At 72.1% G+C, this 15,523-nt stretch carries 17 protein-coding genes; 6 read left to right on the forward strand and 11 right to left on the reverse strand.

Translation table 11 applies throughout. The annotated features are described in order from the left end of the window. Positions 1-60 precede the first annotated feature (60 nt). From sigJ to NITAL_RS05945, 3 genes are all read right to left on the reverse strand, one after another. Positions 61-984 (reverse strand): RNA polymerase sigma factor SigJ, encoded by a 924-nt coding sequence (gene sigJ, locus NITAL_RS05935; RefSeq protein ID WP_083441269.1) that lies wholly within the window; start codon positions 982-984, stop codon positions 61-63. Continuing rightward, a complete protein-coding gene (locus tag NITAL_RS05940; protein ID WP_211262230.1) occupies positions 981-1,442 on the reverse strand; it encodes a carboxymuconolactone decarboxylase family protein in 462 nt (153 codons plus the stop codon). The genes sigJ and NITAL_RS05940 overlap by 4 nt, the downstream gene beginning before the upstream one ends. A 161-nt stretch (positions 1,443-1,603) precedes the next feature. Next, on the reverse strand, positions 1,604-1,984 hold the full coding sequence (locus NITAL_RS05945; protein ID WP_052665206.1) for a hypothetical protein: 381 nt from the start codon (positions 1,982-1,984) through the stop codon (positions 1,604-1,606). Positions 1,985-2,107: 123 nt separating this feature from the next. Between NITAL_RS05945 and NITAL_RS05950 the strand changes: the two genes are divergently transcribed. Beyond that, positions 2,108-2,629 carry a phosphoribosyltransferase gene (locus tag NITAL_RS05950; RefSeq protein WP_052665207.1) on the forward strand — a complete coding sequence of 174 codons (522 nt, stop codon included), beginning with the start codon at positions 2,108-2,110 and terminating at the stop codon, positions 2,627-2,629. 231 nt (positions 2,630-2,860) lie between these two features. Further along, on the forward strand, positions 2,861-3,442 hold the full coding sequence (locus NITAL_RS05955; protein ID WP_052665208.1) for a hypothetical protein: 582 nt from the start codon (positions 2,861-2,863) through the stop codon (positions 3,440-3,442). Between the two features lie 6 nt (positions 3,443-3,448). Here NITAL_RS05955 and NITAL_RS05960 read toward each other — a convergent pair whose 3' ends face one another. The 4 genes from NITAL_RS05960 to NITAL_RS05975 form a co-directional block, all read right to left on the reverse strand. After that, complete coding sequence (locus NITAL_RS05960) at positions 3,449-4,648, reverse strand: O-succinylhomoserine sulfhydrylase (protein ID WP_052665209.1); 1,200 nt, start codon at positions 4,646-4,648, stop codon at positions 3,449-3,451. Between the two features lie 85 nt (positions 4,649-4,733). Then, positions 4,734-6,164 carry an NAD(P)(+) transhydrogenase (Re/Si-specific) subunit beta gene (locus NITAL_RS05965; RefSeq protein ID WP_052665210.1) on the reverse strand — a complete coding sequence of 477 codons (1,431 nt, stop codon included), beginning with the start codon at positions 6,162-6,164 and terminating at the stop codon, positions 4,734-4,736. Continuing rightward, on the reverse strand, positions 6,161-6,442 hold the full coding sequence (locus NITAL_RS05970; RefSeq protein ID WP_052665211.1) for an NAD(P) transhydrogenase subunit alpha part 2: 282 nt from the start codon (positions 6,440-6,442) through the stop codon (positions 6,161-6,163). The genes NITAL_RS05965 and NITAL_RS05970 overlap by 4 nt, the downstream gene beginning before the upstream one ends. Next, positions 6,442-7,578 carry a Re/Si-specific NAD(P)(+) transhydrogenase subunit alpha gene (locus tag NITAL_RS05975; RefSeq protein ID WP_052665212.1) on the reverse strand — a complete coding sequence of 379 codons (1,137 nt, stop codon included), beginning with the start codon at positions 7,576-7,578 and terminating at the stop codon, positions 6,442-6,444. The genes NITAL_RS05970 and NITAL_RS05975 overlap by 1 nt, the downstream gene beginning before the upstream one ends. Positions 7,579-7,721: 143 nt before the next feature. Between NITAL_RS05975 and NITAL_RS05980 the strand changes: the two genes are divergently transcribed. Next, positions 7,722-7,994, forward strand: a complete 273-nt coding sequence (locus tag NITAL_RS05980) for a Smr/MutS family protein (protein WP_052669482.1) — start codon at positions 7,722-7,724, stop codon at positions 7,992-7,994. 161 nt (positions 7,995-8,155) lie between these two features. Beyond that, positions 8,156-9,400 (forward strand): hypothetical protein, encoded by a 1,245-nt coding sequence (locus tag NITAL_RS05985; RefSeq protein ID WP_052665213.1) that lies wholly within the window; start codon positions 8,156-8,158, stop codon positions 9,398-9,400. Here NITAL_RS05985 and NITAL_RS05990 read toward each other — a convergent pair whose 3' ends face one another. Then, a complete protein-coding gene (locus tag NITAL_RS05990; RefSeq protein WP_052665214.1) occupies positions 9,401-10,330 on the reverse strand; it encodes a DMT family transporter in 930 nt (309 codons plus the stop codon). A gap of 268 nt (positions 10,331-10,598) precedes the next feature. Between NITAL_RS05990 and NITAL_RS05995 the strand changes: the two genes are divergently transcribed. Further along, positions 10,599-11,921 carry an SAM-dependent methyltransferase gene (locus NITAL_RS05995; protein WP_052665215.1) on the forward strand — a complete coding sequence of 441 codons (1,323 nt, stop codon included), beginning with the start codon at positions 10,599-10,601 and terminating at the stop codon, positions 11,919-11,921. On the opposite strand, the gene NITAL_RS06000 is transcribed toward NITAL_RS05995, so the two are convergent. The 3 genes from NITAL_RS06000 to NITAL_RS06010 are packed head-to-tail and all read right to left on the reverse strand — an operon-like array spanning position 11,906 to position 14,868. Continuing rightward, a complete protein-coding gene (locus NITAL_RS06000; RefSeq protein ID WP_052665216.1) occupies positions 11,906-12,910 on the reverse strand; it encodes a DUF4097 family beta strand repeat-containing protein in 1,005 nt (334 codons plus the stop codon). The genes NITAL_RS05995 and NITAL_RS06000 overlap by 16 nt on opposite strands. A 1-nt stretch (position 12,911) precedes the next feature. Further along, positions 12,912-13,556, reverse strand: a complete 645-nt coding sequence (locus NITAL_RS06005) for a response regulator transcription factor (RefSeq protein ID WP_052665217.1) — start codon at positions 13,554-13,556, stop codon at positions 12,912-12,914. 1 nt (position 13,557) lies between these two features. Beyond that, positions 13,558-14,868 carry a sensor histidine kinase gene (locus NITAL_RS06010; RefSeq protein ID WP_052665218.1) on the reverse strand — a complete coding sequence of 437 codons (1,311 nt, stop codon included), beginning with the start codon at positions 14,866-14,868 and terminating at the stop codon, positions 13,558-13,560. Positions 14,869-15,022: 154 nt separating this feature from the next. Between NITAL_RS06010 and NITAL_RS06015 the strand changes: the two genes are divergently transcribed. After that, on the forward strand, positions 15,023-15,514 hold the full coding sequence (locus NITAL_RS06015; RefSeq protein ID WP_211262231.1) for a helix-turn-helix domain-containing protein: 492 nt from the start codon (positions 15,023-15,025) through the stop codon (positions 15,512-15,514). Positions 15,515-15,523 lie beyond the last annotated feature (9 nt).

Below are 15,523 nucleotides of genomic sequence, written 5' to 3' on the forward strand. Positions count from 1 at the left end.
ACGTGCCGCCACCGAGTGCCACCACGGGGGCCCAGCGTGCGGGGGGAGCGTCCGGCGGTGTCACGCCGGTGCGTGGGGAGTGACCGCGAACGGCACGTTGGCGAGGTGGGCGAGCTTCTGTGGGTTGGTGACGACGTGCAAGGCGGCCACCCTCCCGGCGTCGACCGTCACCGACATGACCCACGCCGGTCGACCATCGACGCCGGTGATGACGAGTCCCGGAGCGCCGTTGACGGCCGCGGCAGCGCTGGGCAGACCGCGCTTGCGGAAGATGCCGCGCAGGAGGCGGACCGCTCGGTCGGCGCCGTGGATCGGACGGCGCGCGGAGGAGACGAGTCCGCCTCCGTCGGCTCGGACGACCACGTCCGGTGCGAGCAGTTCGAGGAGCCGTCCGGTGTCCCCGTCGATGCAGGCGGCCTGGAAGGCGGTCGCGACGGCGTGACCGAGGCGTGGGTCCTCCTCGCGGCGTGGTCGACCGTCGCGGGTCGCGGCCCGGCCGCGGGCCACCAACAGGCGGCACGCGACCTCGGTCCGACCGAGGGCTCGGGCGATGCTGGCGTAGTCCTCACCGAAGACGTCATGGAGGATGAACGCGACGCGTTGCGCGGGGGACAGTCGTTCGAGGACGATGAGGAACGCGGTGGAGAGCGACTCGGCGAGTTCGACGGTGTCCCCGGGGTCGGCCGCTCCGATCAGCGGCTCGGGTAGCCAGGGGCCGACGTACCGCTCCCGACGGACGCGAGCGGAGCGCAGGTGGTCGAGGCAGAGCCGGCTGACGATCCGTGAGAGCCAGGCGCCCGGCTCGTCGATCCCGGCCACGTCGGTCCGTTCGAGCCGGAGGTAGGCCTCCTGCAGCACGTCCTCGGCATCGCTGACCGAGCCGAGCATCCGGTAGGCCAACGCGAACGCCTGCTGCCGGTGGTCGGCCCAGAGGCGAGCGGCCTCGGAGGGCCCCGCCGGCGGCTGGTCGGCGACGGCGGTCACGCGGCCGCTCCCGGCCCGCCCAGGGGCTTGCGGCTGGCGACGTTCAGTCGGTTCCAGGCGTTGATCTCGACGACGGCGAACAGCAGGGCATGGACCTCGTCGTCGCTGAACACCGCGTCGCACGCGTCGAGGACGTCGTCCGGGACCCCGCCGGCGAGGGTGGTGACGGCCTCCGTCATGGCCAGGGCAGCTCGCTCGCGGGCATCGAACACCGAGGCCTCCCGCCACGCGGCCAGCAGGTGGAGGCGCTCGTCGCTCTCGCCGGCGGCACGGGCGTCGGTGGTGTGCATCTGCAGGCAGTAGGCGCAGCCGTTGAGCTGGGATGCACGGATGCGGACGAGTTCGACGACGTGCTGGTCGAGCCCCGCCTCGTCGATCGCGGTGTGCATCCGGATCAGCGGCCGGAGGGCGGCGGCGAAGCGGTCGTAGGCGATGCGGGCTGCGGCGGGGGTGCTCAACGGACGTCCTCCATGGACGCGCCCGGCGACGGCGGCTTCCGTCACGGACCTGGCGCGGCGACACCCCTCTGACGAGGTAGCCCTCGGTCCTGTGTCGCGTCCGGGATGGGTCGGTCCGTCCCCGCGCGGTACGCGTGGACGCAGGGACGCAGGGACGCGCCCTACGCGCTCGTGGCGACGATCGCGCAGCACACGGCGATGACCAGCGACACCGGCGCCCAGATGCGCTCGGGCCGTGACCGGGAGGCGCCGTTGGCCAGGACCCCGAGCCCGAAGAACGCGGTGAGGAACCACATCGCCACGACGCCCGAGCCGGGGACAGCGGCGTCGTCGATGACCCCGGCTGAGGCGAGGACCAGCACGATCATCAACGGGTAGAGAACCGCGGCTGCGGCGCTGGCGATCCGCAGGTTGCGCGGGAGGACGCCGGGGTGCTGGCCGGCCCAGGCGGCACGGCCGAGCGGCGCGCCGAGCGCGAGGGCGAGCTGGAACACCCCGATCGCGGCGAGGGACACGGCGGCGGTGATGGCGGCGGTCTGCATGGCGGCGGACCCTAGGCCGCCGTCCGCCGCCCTGGGGACGAACGAGGCTCGCGTTCTGCCCCGGTCGATCCTGCGGTGAACACCCGTAGGCTGCGACCGACGACGAGCGGAACGGAGCGCGACGTGGGTGACGAACGCGAGGTGCTGGACTGGGCGACGTACGGCGTCGCGGTGCGTGAGCTCGCCCAGCAGGTCGTCGACGACGGCTACCGGCCGGACATCGTGCTGTCGATCGCGCGCGGCGGTCTCGTCGTCGCGGCGTCGCTGGCCTACGCCCTGTCGGTCAAGCCGTGCTTCGTGCTGAACGTCGAGTACTACACCGGTATCGACCAGCGGCTCGACGAGCCCGTGGTGCTGCCACCGCTCTTGAACCTCGACGAGGCCAAGGGCGCCAAGGTCCTGGTCGCCGACGACGTCGCCGACACGGGCCACACGCTGGAGCTCGTGCACGACCTGTGCGTCGCCCGCGTCGCCGAGGCCCGCACGGCGGTGCTCTACCAGAAGCCGGACTCGGTCATCCGGTGCGAGTACGTGTGGAAGCTGACCGACCGCTGGATCGAGTTCCCCTGGTCGAGCCAACCACCGCTGGTCGACCCCGCGCTCACCACGACGTGGCCCGCACCGCGGACCCAGGTCACCACCTGATGGATCAGGCGTCGCCGAGGTGCGACGGTGCGGTGGCGGTGCGACGTGTCGGCGCGCGGGAGCGACAGCCTCCCGCGCGCCTGACGGGTCGTCGAGCAGCGGCACGAAGGATCCGCCTCCAGGGTGGTTGACTCGATCACGCAGCGCCTCCCCCCGAGGGCCCCGGCGATGTCGACCGCGTCGGCGGGAGGCGCACGACCGGGTCGGTCACGGCGCTCGAGGGGCTCTCGCATGCGCACACCGACCCGCGTTCTCGTCGTGCTTCCGCTCGTCCTCGCGCTCGCCGGCTGTGGGGGGTCCGGCTCCGATCCGGACCCGGAGTCAGCCACCACCGCCGACGCCGAGGACGCGCCGGCCGAGGATCCCGTCGAGGCCGGCGACGACGGCAGTAGCGAAGCCGCTGCCGGGGACCTCGATTGTCCCGATGGTCCCCGGGATGTCCGCGGCATGTCCGTCGTGACCTTCTCCTGCGGTTCCGCAACGGCGTCGGTGACCACCTCGGGTGGGACGTGGTCGCTGACCGGTGGTAGCTGCGAAGCGGCCGAGGACACCTTCGCCGTCAACTTCGGCACGGTCCTGCTCGGCACCGGCGACTCACCGGAGACACAGGCGGATCTCGAGTACGTCGGGATCGCCATCCACGAAGACGCGGGTGGCGATGGCAGCTACGACGACCACGACATGGTCACGGTCTTCGCCAGCGTCGGCGGCGAGGAGTACGCCCTCGGCACCAGCACGGTCACGCTTCGCGATGGCCGGACCGCGGGTGAGGCGTCCTCGGACGGTGTGGAGATCGAGTTCGACTGCGGCTGAGGACGCTCAGCGCGACAGGGCCTGGTCGAGGTCGGCCTGCAGGTCCGTCGGGTCCTCGAGGCCGACCGAGATGCGGATGACGCCGTCGGTGACGCCCATCTCGGCGCGGACCTCGGGCCCGATGCGGTGGTGGGTGGTGGTCGCCGGGTGGGTCACCAGCGACTTGGCGTCGCCCAGGTTGTTGGAGATGTCGATCAGCGCGAGCCGATCGATGACCTCGAAGGCGCGCTCGGTCCCCCCCGGGACCCAGAAGGTGACGATGGAGCCGCCGCCGGTCATCTGCCGGACGGCGAGCTCGTGCTGGGGGTGCGAGGCCAGCATCGGGTAGCGCACTTCCTCGACAGCAGGGTGCTGTTCGAGCCAGGCGGCCAGCGCCAGCGCGGACGCGGTCTGCCGCTCGACCCGGAGGGCGAGCGTCTCGAGGCTCTTGAGCACCACCCAGGCGTTGAACGGGGCCATGACCGGGCCGGTGTGCCGCATCAGCGGACGCAGCTCCTCCTGCAGGAACTCGGTCGTGCCGAGGATCGCGCCGCCCATCGTGCGGCCGTGCCCGTCGAGGTGCTTGGTCGTCGAGTACACGACCACGTCCGCGCCGAGTTCGAGCGGCCGCTGGAGTACCGGCGTGGCGAAGACGTTGTCGACGATCACCCGCGCCCCCGCGGCGTGGGCGAGTTCGCTCACCGCGGCGATGTCGACCAGCTCCTGCATCGGGTTCGAGGGGGTCTCGAAGAACACCGCCTGGGCGGGGGTCGCCAGCGCCCGCTCCCACTGGCCGAGGTCGGAACCGTCGACGAAGTCGGTCCGGACGTCCCACCGCGGCAGGATCTCGTCGAGGATCTGGAAACACGACCCGAACAGGCCGCGCGCCGCGACCACCCGGTCACCGGCACGCAGGGTCGCGGCCAGGGCGTTGAACACCGCCGCCATCCCGCTGGCGGTGGCCCAGGCGCCCTCGGCACCCTCGAGCCTGCGGAGCCGCTCCTCGAACATCGAGACGGTCGGGTTGCCGAGCCGGCTGTAGATGTAGCGGTCGGACTCGCCCGCGAACGCGGCGGCCGCCTCGGCCGCCGTCTCGTACACGTAGCCGGAGGTGGCGAACAGCGCCTCGGAGGTCTCGCCGAAGGCGCTGCGTTCGGTCCCGGCCCGGACCGCGACCGTGTCCGGCAACCAGTCCGCCGAGGGATCGGGGATGGGCTCATCGGTCACGCGGGGTCCTGCCCGTCGGTGGCGGTCCGGCGGCAGGGTAGGGCCGACGCCGTGCCAGCCGTCCACGCGACCGTGGAGACGGTGGTTACCGCAGGGCTGCGTGCAGCTCGGAGGCGAGGTCGTCCAGGACCGCCTTGGCGTCGCCGAACAGCATCACGGTGTTGTCGCGCTCGAACAGTTCGTTCTTCACACCCGCGTACCCGGGCGACAGGCTGCGCTTGATCACGAAGATCCGGCGCGCCTTGCTGACCTCCAGGATCGGCATGCCGCCGAGCGGTCCGGTCGGGTCCGAGGTCGCGGCCGGGTTCACCACGTCGTTGGCGCCGACCACGATCACCACGTCGGTCTGGGCGAAGTCGGCGTTGATCTGGTCCATCTCGACGAGCTGCTCGTAGGGCACCTCGGCCTCGGCCAGCACGACGTTCATGTGGCCGGGCATCCGGCCGGCGACCGGGTGGATGCCGAAGCGCACCTGCGCGCCGTGGGCGGCCAACGCCTGGGCGACTTCTTTCACGGCCTGCTGGGCACGGGCGACGGCCAGGCCGTAGCCGGGGACGATGATCACCGAGTCGGCCGCTTCGAGGACCATCGCCGCTTCCTCGGCGTCACCCGAGATGACGTGCCCGTACTCCTGATCGCCGGTGGCGCCGCCGCCTTCGCCGTAGCCGCCGACCAGGACGTTGAGCAGCGAGCGGTTCATCGCTCGGCACATGATCTGGGTGAGGATCAGCCCGGCCGCGCCGACGATCGTGCCCGCCATGATGAGCAGGTTGTTCTCCAGCGCGAACCCGGTCGCCGCGGCGGCCAGGCCGGACAGGGAGTTGAGCAAGCTGATCACGACCGGCATGTCGGCGCCACCGATCGGCAGCACCAGTACGACCCCGGCGAGCATGGCCGCCACGAGCATGCCGATCACCAGGGCGATCGCTGGTGTGGCGTCGGTGACCGCGAAGGTGCCGACGACGCCGACCGCCAGGCCACCGAGGACGAGCAGCCCCATGAGCGGGCCGCGGGCGGCGATGCGTGGCGCGCCGCTGACGGTGCCGTGCAGCTTGAGTTCGGCCAGCACGCTGCCGGTGAGGGTCAGGGCACCGATGACCACCGACAACACGAGGGTGACCGCCGACGCGCCGCCGATCACCGTCGCGGTGGTCTGGCCGGCGTCGGTCTCCACGACGCGACCCCAGAACAGCGCGAGCGCCACCAGGGCCGAGGACGCACCACCGAACCCGTTGAACCGGGCGACGATCTGCGGCATCGACGTCGCCTTGGCGCGCACGACGATCAGCACGCCGGCGGCGGTGCCGACCGCCAGGCCCGTGACGATCCAGCGGTAGTCGACGCGGCCGACCTCGATCAGGGTGATCACGACCGCCAGCAGCATCCCGGCGGCCATCAGCGCGTTCCCGCGGCGGGCCGTGCGGATGCGCGAGAGCTGCTTGAGGCCGACGACGAACAGCGCGATGGAGGCGAGGCCGAGGACGGCGGTGACCTCGGTGACCTCGATGCCGTTCATCGCTTGCCCCCGAACGTGGCGAGCATGCGGTCGGTCACCAGGAAGCCACCCACCACGTTGATGGTGGCCAGCACCAGAGCGACGAGGCCGAGCAGCACGCTCACCCGTGGGTCGGCGACGACCACGAGCGTCAGGGCGCCCGCGATGGTGATGCCCGACATGGCGTTCGCGCCGGACATCAGCGGCGTGTGCAGGGTCGGCGGGACCTTGCCGATCAGCTCGAAGCCGAGGAACCCGGCGAGCACGAACACGTAGAGGCTCACGAGCATCGGACCCATCAGGCGTCACCTCCGAGGAGCGTCGCGGTCGGCGGGTGGGTGACCTCGCCGTCGTGGGTCAGCAGCGCACCGGCGACCACCTCGTCGTCGAGGTCGAGGTGGAGCGCGCCGTGGTCGTCGAGGAGCAGCCCCAGGAACGCGGCGATGTTGCGGGCGTACAGAGCGCTCGCCTCGGGGGCCATGTCGGATGGCAGGTGCTGGCCCGGGATGATCCGCACCCCCTGGTGCTCGACCACCCCGCCCGCGTCGGTCAGCGCGCAGTTGCCGCCGTCGGCCGCGGCCAGGTCGATCACGACGCTGCCCGGCTGCATGGCCTCGACCATCGCGGCGGTGATCAGCTCGGGTGCCTTGCGCCCCGGGATCTGCGCGGTGGTGATGACGGCGTGGGCGGACGACAGATGCTCGGTGAGCACCGCCCGCTGGCGGGCCAGGAAGTCGTCGCCGGCCTCCTTGGCGTAGCCACCCTCGCCGGTCAGGTCCTCGGCGTCGGGGACCTCGATGAACTTCCCGCCGAGCGAGGCGACCTCCTCACGGGCGGCCTCGCGGATGTCGGAGACGTACACCACGGCGCCGAGCCGCCTGGCCGTCGCCACGGCCTGCAAGCCCGCGACGCCGGCGCCGAGGACCACCACGTTCGCCGGACGGATGGTGCCTGCGGCCGTCATGAACAGCGGGAAGAGCTTGGCGGCCTCGTGTGCCGCGACGATCACCGCGCGGTACCCGGCGATGCTCGCCTGGCTCGACAACGCGTCCATCGCCTGGGCCCGGCTGATCCGCGGCACCAGCTCCATCGCGACGGTGGTGACCCGCCGCTGCGCGAGTGCACGGACGCTGTCCTGGTTGCGGTGAGGGGCGATCAGCGACAGCAGCGTGACGCCCTCGGGCAGGCGTCCGACCTCGTCGAGGGTCGGGGGTGCGACCCGCACGACCACGTCGGTGCCGTCCGGCGGCGCCGGGCCGTCGTGGATCTTCGCACCGGCCTCGACGTAGTCGTCGTCGCTGGTACCCGCCTGCTGGCCGGCACCCGCCTCGAGCACGACCTCGACGTCGCCGGCGAGCCGTCGCACCGCGTCGGGGGTCGCCGCGACGCGGCGCTCGCCGGGAGCACGTTCCTTGGGGACGAACAACACGGTCACCGCGTTCCTCACCGTCTTCGGCGGCTCACACTAGGCCGGGTCCGCGGTCGACCCGACGAGTTGCGACGGATGCTTCGCACGTGGCGGCGGTCGAGCCCCGTCGTACCCTCGACGTCCGGCCACGCGCACGAGGCAGGAGCAGCATGTCGTCACGCAAGCTGACCCTCGACCTGCACCCGATCTACAACCAGGGCGATCGCATCGACGCTGCCCTGCGTGAGGCGATGGACGAGGCCGAGCGCCGCAAGGCCAAGGAACTCGAGATCATCACCGGCAAGGGCAGCGGCGCGCTGAAGAAGCGCGTGCTGCGGTTCCTCGACAGCAAGGCCGTGCGCGACCGCTACCACCGGATCGACAAGGACGCCAACAACCACGGCCGCATCTTCGTCCACTTCCGCTGGCGCCGCGGGCAGTGACCACCGGGCGGTGACCGGACCAGGAGCCACCCCCGGCACCGATCCCGCTGGTTGACAGCCGGCCGGCGCGGCGTCTTACTGGTGACGGGGGGATGGGCGGACGCACGCGACCGGTGAGTGGACGTGGGCGAGAGGGGCCTACCGTGGCAACGTCGGCGAACGTGAGCACCGGGGAAGGGTGGCAGGGGTCGGGCGGTCATCCGCTCGACCCACAGGTCCGGTGGATGCTGCGTGTGGCGCTGGTGATCTTCGCCTACACCATCGTCATCGGGATCCTCAACGGGCTCGATCTGGTCGAGTTCAGTCGTCAGCAGCTGCTCTCGCACCTACACGGTGGGACCCTCGGGTGGATGACCCTCGCGATCCTCGGCGTGACGCTGTGGCTGTTCGGTGCCGGGGAGTCGTCGACGACGGCACGGTCGGCTCGGGTGCTGGCGTGGGCGGCGCCGGTCTCCATCGCCGCGTACGTCCTGGCCTTCGCGACCACGACCGGCGGGCTCCGGCCGGTCGCGGGCACAGCCACGCTCCTGGTGCTGATCGGCGCGGCCGTGTGGGCCTTCCGCCGGGCGCCGTCGGTCACCCTCAGCGTCCCGCACCTGTTCGTGCTGCTCGGCCTGACCAGCTCGGTCATCGGCGGGACGTTCGGTGTGATCAACGGGCTGGCGATCGCGTTCGACTGGACCTGGGTGCCCGCCTCGTTCTTCGGCGCCCACCCGGGGACGATGGAGGTCGGGTTCATCATCCCGGTGGCGATGGGGCTGGCCGAGTGGGGACTGCGGCGCGGCCGACTCGAACCTCGGGTGACGCGTGCCGGTCGCATCCAGGTCGGGTTGATGTTCCTGGCCTTCGCGTGGGTGCTCGGGTTCACCCTGGCGGAGCTCGACGAGGTCGCCGGCCTCGGCATCGTCTTCGCCATCGTGGGGCTCGGGTTCTTCTACGCCCGGCTCGGTGGGATCATGCGGACCACATCGGTCGCTGCCCGGAGTGCCGAGCGCCACGCGCTTGCGGGCGGTGTGCTCCTCGGTGTGACGATCGTCTACATCTTCGTGGTCATCCAGATGGCCGGCGGCGACTTCATGCAGGTCCCGCGTGGCCAGCTGATCGCGTTCATCCACCTCATGGGGGTCGGGGCCACCACCAACGCGCTGCTCGCGTTCGTCGTCCACCTGTCCCGCCGGGTCTCACCGGCGACGATGGTCGACGACGTGATCTTCTGGGGCGTGAACGTCGGCGTCCTCGGCTTCGTGGTCGCCCTCACCACGGACGTGCGCGCGATGATCGTGGTGTTCGTCCCGGTCATGGGCCTCGGCCTGCTGACGGCGATCGTGGCCCACGTGGGGCCGCTCGGTCGCGGCCCCACGGCCGTCCCGCCGCCCGCGGTGGCGACACCCGAACCGCTCGGCTGATCACGACCGTGTCGGCGAGGACGGCGCGGGCCGAACCTGCGCAGGTGTGCGGGTCGACACCACGACCGCCAGAAGCAGGACCGCCGCGCCGACCCACCCGACGGGTGTGAGCCGATCACCCGCGAGCGGTACGGCCAACCCGGTCGCCACCAGCGGCTCGAGCAGCACCAGCAGCGCCGCGGCCGACGCCGTGATGCGCTGGAGGCCGGTGAAGAACAGCCGGTACGCCAGGGCGGTCGGGACGATGCCGAGGTAGAGCATCGCGGCGAGGACCAGGGGGTCACCGGCGAGGCCGATGCCCACCGTCGCCACCGTCACCGGCAACAGCAGGACGGCGGCCACGAGGAAGGCGAACACCGTCAGGCGCTGCGCACCCATCCGGGTACTGAGGGTGCCGCCGGCCAGGGTCACCGCGGCGTAGCCCAGGGCCGACAGCGCAGCGAACGCCGCGCCGACCGAGACGTCGTCACCGCCTCCCGCCGGCAGCCCGACGAGGGCCACCAGGCCCGCGATGGCCATCACGATCCCGGCTGCGCTCGCCGGTGCGATCCGGCGTCCCGTCAGCAGCCGCTCGCCGCAGATCACCAGGACGGGTGCGGATCCCAAGGTGATCAGCGTGGCGATGCTGACCCCGGCGCGCTGGACCGCGATGAAGTAACAGGCCTGGTAGGCGGCCAGCCCGACACCGATCACCGCGAGGCGCCGGGCATCGGCCCAGGTGGGTCGGGCGGCGACCGTCGGTGCGCTGCGCAGCAGCGGCAGCAGCGCGATCGCGCCGAGGGCCATCCGCCAGGAGCTGACGGTCAGTGGGTGGATCCCGCGGCTGTAGGCCACGGTCGCGGTCAGTCCTGACGTGCCCCAGAGCACGGCCGCGGCACCGACCATGAGCAGTCCACGGTGAGCCGTGGACAGGTTCGTTCCTGCACGCATGTGCGCACCTCTTCCCATCGCAGGAGGCGCGCAGCACAGGTGGCGGGCAGGCCGGACGAGGCCGTTCGAGGAGCCCGCGCGGAGGTAGGCCAACCGTGGTGGACGGTGGCCGGCGACGCGCCTGGTGTCAGGCGCGCTGCGGCGGAGAGAGGAGGTGACGGATGTCCATGGCGAGCAACCTAACCCGGTTCTGCGCGCCGTGCCGACGTGCGCGCGGGTCGGCCACGGGGCCCTTGACGATGTGCAGATCCCGCGTCAAGGTCCGGATGTGACCGGGTTCGTGCAGCTGTCGCCAGCCCGCGCCGCGAGCGCGGTCGCCCGCACGCGTGCCCGGCTCGCCGCCGCCGGTCACGATCTGCCGCTCCGGTTGTGGGACGGACGCGAGCTCGGCGTCGACCGGGAGTACCGCCTGGTGCTCTGCCACCCCTGGTCGCTCCGGGCCGCCCTCGTCCCGCCGAGCGACCTCCAGGCCGGTGAGATCTACGTCGGTGGCGGGGTCGACGTCGAGGGCTCGATGGTCGCTGCGCTCCGCGACATCGCCGCGTTCCGCGAGCGGCTGCCGTTGCCCGAACGCCTGGCGCTGGCTCGCCTGCTGGTCCGTCTGCCGCCGCCACCGCAGCGCTTCGACGGCGGGCGGATCGCGCTCAGCGGCCGACGCCACGATCCCGACCGGGACGCCGCCGCGGTGCGCCACCACTACGACGTCGGCAACGACCTGTACCGGCTGTTCCTCGATCGGGACCTGGTGTACTCGTGCGCCTACTTCGCCGACGAGGACGGTCACGCGTCGGTCACCGATCGGGCGGTGCTCGACCGCGCCCAGCGTCGCAAGCTCGAACTGGCCTGCCGCAAACTCCACCTGCGTTCCGGTGAGCGCCTCCTCGACGTCGGTTGCGGGTGGGGGTCGCTGGTCATCCACGCCGCCCGCCATCACGACGTCCAGGCGGTCGGCGTCACGCTGTCCGAGCAGCAGGCCACCCTCGCGCGCGAGCGTGTCGCCGAGGCGGGACTCGCCGACCGGGTCCGCATCGAGCTCTGCGACTACCGCGACGTGCGGGGACGGTTCGATGCCATCGCGTCGGTGGGCATGGTCGAGCACGTCGGCGCCGATCAGCTCCCGAACTACGTCCGCACCCTGTACGACACCCTGCGCGACGGTGGGCGTCTGCTCAACCATGGGATCACGACGGGCCGGCGCGACCAGATCCGCGACCTCGGCGCCCAGCCCGACAACTTCGTCGGACGCTACGTCTTCCCCGACGGCGCGCTCGTACCGGCACGGCACATGATCGGTCTGCTCGAGCGGGGCGGGTTCGAGATCCGGGACGTGGAACAGCTGCGGCCGCACTACGCCCGGACGCTGCAGCACTGGGTCGCCAACCTCGAAGGCGCCTACGAGGAGGCGGTGCGGCTGGTGGGGGAGACCACGGCGCGCGTGTGGCGGGCCTACCTCGCCGGGTCCGTCGTCGGCTTCGAGGTGGGTGACCTCGGTGTCATCCAGGTCCTGGCGACCCGCGGCGACGCAGCCCTACCCCTGACCCGCGACCATCTCCGTCTGTCGGCGGCGAGCCCCCGTCACGACGCGGCGTAGCGCACCTCGATGCGCCCCTGACGGGTCCGTAGGTCGAGCCGTCGGTCCGCTCCCGGGTCGGTCGCGACCGCGAGGTCGGCCGCCCGGTCGCCACCGTTGGTGGTGATCGCGTAGGGCGGGGCGTCGGCCGGCAGGACGACCGTGATGTCCCCGTGCGAGGTGCTGACCTCGGCGGTCGTGGGCGCGACGGTGGGCCGCAGATGGATCGATCCGTGCCGGCTCGACAGGGCGATCACGTCGCCGGTCGTCCGGGTCGCCTCGATGCTGCCGTGCTGGGTGCCGGCGGTCAGGTGGCCCGCCGCCCCGTCGATCACGAGGCTGCCGTGTCGGGACGAGACGTCGGTCGGGCCGACGACGTCGGTGACGGTGACCGACCCGTGGCTCGTCTCGACCAGCAGGGCGTCCTGGGCGCCGGCGACGGCGACGCCGCCGTGCCTCGAACGCAGTGTCAGCGGTCCTCCGACGTCGGTGGCGTCGATGTTCCCGTGCCCGGTCCGTAGGTCCGCGTCACCCTCGAGGCCGATGAGCGCGATCGATCCGTGGCGGAGCTCACCGACCACCGAGGTGGTCGACGGCACCGTCACGACGAACGAGACCGAGCACCGGATCAGTGGCCCGCTGACCCAACCGCAGCGCTGGGAACGCAGTTCGAGCGCATCGTCGACCACCTCCTGCGAGGCGTCGACACCCCCGATGGTCCGCTCGATCCGCTGCTCGACGACGATCTCGTCCGCGTCGTGGACCCGCACCTCGACGTTCCCATCGGCCGTCAGGTCGAGGACGACCCGCGGGACGGCGTCGTGCGTCGTGGTGGACTCGTCGACGTGGACGAGCGTGTCCGACCAGAGGAAGCCGGCGAGCAGCAGGCCGGCGACGATCAGCGTCGAGCCGAGGAGCATGGAGGCGAGGCGCCGCGAGGCAGCGCCCACGGACGGAGCCGGTCGTCGTTCGGCAGGTTCGGTGGCAGGTCGCCGCAGTTCGGTGGTCACGTCACGCCTCCAGGTAGCGCAGCACGGCGAGGACGCGACGGTTGTCGCCAGCGCTCGTCGGCAGGTCGAGCTTCGTCATGATGTTGCTGATGTGCTTCTCCACCGCGCCGTGGCTCAGCACCAGCACCTCGGCGATGCCGGCGTTCGAGCGGCCCTCCGCCATGAGACCGAGGACCTGGTGCTCGCGATCGGTCAACCCGTCGAGGGGGTCGCGACGCCGGCTGTGAGCCAGCAGCTGGGCCACGACCTCGGGGTCGAGGGCGGTCCCGCCGTCGCACACACGGTGGAGCGTGGCGACGAAGTCGCTCACGTCGGCGACCCGGTCCTTGAGCAGGTAGCCGACGCCCTCCGGGCGGTCCGCGAGCAGCTCGGCGGCGTACTCCTCCTCGACGTACTGCGACAGCACGACGACGGCGATCTCGGGGTGCTGCTCGCGGATGGCGACCGCGGCGCGGATGCCCTCGTCGCTGAACCCCGGAGGCATGCGCACGTCGGCGACGACGAGGTCGGGGCGCGTCTGGTCCACGAGCGCGAGCAGCGTCGCCGCATCCTCGGCCTCACCGACGACCTCGATGCCCGCATCGACCAGGAGCCGGACGAGGCCGGCCCGGAGCAGCACCGAGTCCTCGGCGATCACGAGCCGCACGTCAACCCCCCACCGACGCCGTGGTCTCGGCAGCAGGACGGATCGGCAGGGAGGCGCGAAGGGTGGTGGGTCCGCCGCGGGGGCTGTCGACCTCGAGGTCGCCGTCGACCGCTCCGACACGGGCGGCCAAGCCGTGCAGGCCGGTCCCGCGGGCGGGGTCGGCGCCGCCGCGGCCGTCGTCGCGGACGGTGAGCTCGAGACGATCGTCCTCACGCACGACGGTGACCTCGACCCGTGACGCACCGGCGTGCCGGACCGCGTTGCTGAGCGCTTCGCACACGACGTAGTAGGCGATGCCCTCGGTCACCGGATCGGGGCGAACGGCCACCTGCACGTCGAGCGAGACGGGCAAGGCGGCTCGGGCGGTCACGGCCGACAGCGCGGGACCGAGGCCGCGGTCGGCGAGGATCGCGGGGCTGATGCCACGCACGATCTCGCGGAGACCGACCAACGCCTGCTTCGCACCGGCGTGGGCCTCGTCGAGAAGCGCCTGTGCCTCGGCGGGATCGTGTCGGAGCTTCTCACGTGCCATGCCGAGGGTCATCGCCAGCGACACCAGCTGCTGACCGGCGCCATCGTGGAGGTCGCGCTCGATCCGTCGACGTTCCTGCTCGGCCGCGTCGACCAGGTCCGAGCGCGACCCGCTGAGCCGTTCGATGCGTCGCTCGCGCACCTCGGCCGGCGCCGAGCCGAGCAGCGCCGCGGTCAGCGCAGCGTCCAGGTCGGCCACAGCGTCGAGCAGTTCGACCACGACCGGCACCAGCACGATCGCCAGCGGCGGCCCGAGGAGCAGGCCTGCCCACAGCCGGAGCGGGATCGCCCCGACGGGGGTGTCGATCACCGCCAGCGGCAGGGTGAGCAGTCCGATCACCAGCGCCCAGGCGACCACCGTGAGGGTGAAGGCGACCACGCCGACGGGGAGCCGCAGGAGGTGGTAGGCGGCCGATCGCCAGGTGCGTGGGTGCTGCAGGGCCGCCCACAGCCGGGTGTGCCACGACCCCTCGGTCGGCATCGGTGGAGGGTCTTCGATCGCGATGTCGAGGAACGCGCGGACGCGGCCGCGCTCGAGCGCGGCGAGGCCGTGCGCCACGACCACGAACGCGCCGAGCGCCGGCAGCGCCAGTGGGTAGACGATCAGCAGACCCGCACCCAGGGGGACCAGCACCGCCACGACGACGAACGACAGGATCCCGAAGGGCAGATCGAGCAGGAGGTGGCCGGTCACGGCGGCCACACGTGCGGGTGATCGCCCGCGGAGCACCCACCGCGCCAGTTGCGCGGCCGGCGAGGTGGGGGTGGTCGTGGTGTCCATGACCGGACACTACGCCGGGCAGGGACGGCAGGCCATGGCGGTACCCGGCGTGCCGAGGTGGGGTTCACCCCACCCCCAGGACGCTCGACGTTCCGCTGGTGCCCAGCCCTAGCCTGGTCACCGGATGCCACGCGGGCAGCGAACGGAGGTCACGGTGGGAGCCACCGCGAGCCAGGTCCCACCCGAGACGATCATCCACCTGCGGCGGGCGCGGGACCTGATGGACCGCCGGTACGCCGAACCGCTCGACCTCGATGCCCTCGCCCGGGAGGCCGGCTTCTCCCGGTACCACTTCGCGCGCACCTTCAAGGCTGCCTTCGGCGAGACCCCGCGTGACTACCTCACGCGTCGGCGCGTGGAACGGGCCAAGCACCTGCTGACCAACGCCAACCTCACGGTCACCGAGGTGTGCCACCTCGTCGGCTTCGCGAGCCTCGGATCGTTCAGCTCCCGGTTCACCGAGATCGTCGGCCGTTCACCGTCGGTCTACCAGCGCGACCAGGCCGAGCTCGGCGGGCCACCGGCCGTGCCCGGCTGCTACGTGATGGCCTGGGCCCGACCCGAGCTGCCGAACCGCGGCAAGCTCGCGGCGCCGGTGGACGGGACCGCAAGCCAGGAGAAGCGCGTCGAAGGTCCGTCGTCGTAGCGTCGGTCA

Source organism: Nitriliruptor alkaliphilus DSM 45188, from assembly GCF_000969705.1.
GTDB lineage: Bacteria > Actinomycetota > Nitriliruptoria > Nitriliruptorales > Nitriliruptoraceae > Nitriliruptor > Nitriliruptor alkaliphilus.

Bases quoted from the DNA above. Each gene is read 5' to 3' on its own strand.
- NITAL_RS05965 (WP_052665210.1), bottom strand. From the start codon at position 6,164: ATGAACGGCATCGAGGTCACCGAGGTCACCGCCGTCCTCGGCCTCGCC.
- NITAL_RS05980 (WP_052669482.1), top strand. From the start codon at position 7,722: ATGTCGTCACGCAAGCTGACCCTCGACCTGCACCCGATCTACAACCAG.
- NITAL_RS05955 (WP_052665208.1), top strand. From the start codon at position 2,861: ATGCGCACACCGACCCGCGTTCTCGTCGTGCTTCCGCTCGTCCTCGCG.
- NITAL_RS05970 (WP_052665211.1), bottom strand. From the start codon at position 6,442: ATGGGTCCGATGCTCGTGAGCCTCTACGTGTTCGTGCTCGCCGGGTTC.
- NITAL_RS05990 (WP_052665214.1), bottom strand. From the start codon at position 10,330: ATGCGTGCAGGAACGAACCTGTCCACGGCTCACCGTGGACTGCTCATG.
- NITAL_RS05945 (WP_052665206.1), bottom strand. From the start codon at position 1,984: ATGCAGACCGCCGCCATCACCGCCGCCGTGTCCCTCGCCGCGATCGGG.
- NITAL_RS06010 (WP_052665218.1), bottom strand. From the start codon at position 14,868: ATGGACACCACGACCACCCCCACCTCGCCGGCCGCGCAACTGGCGCGG.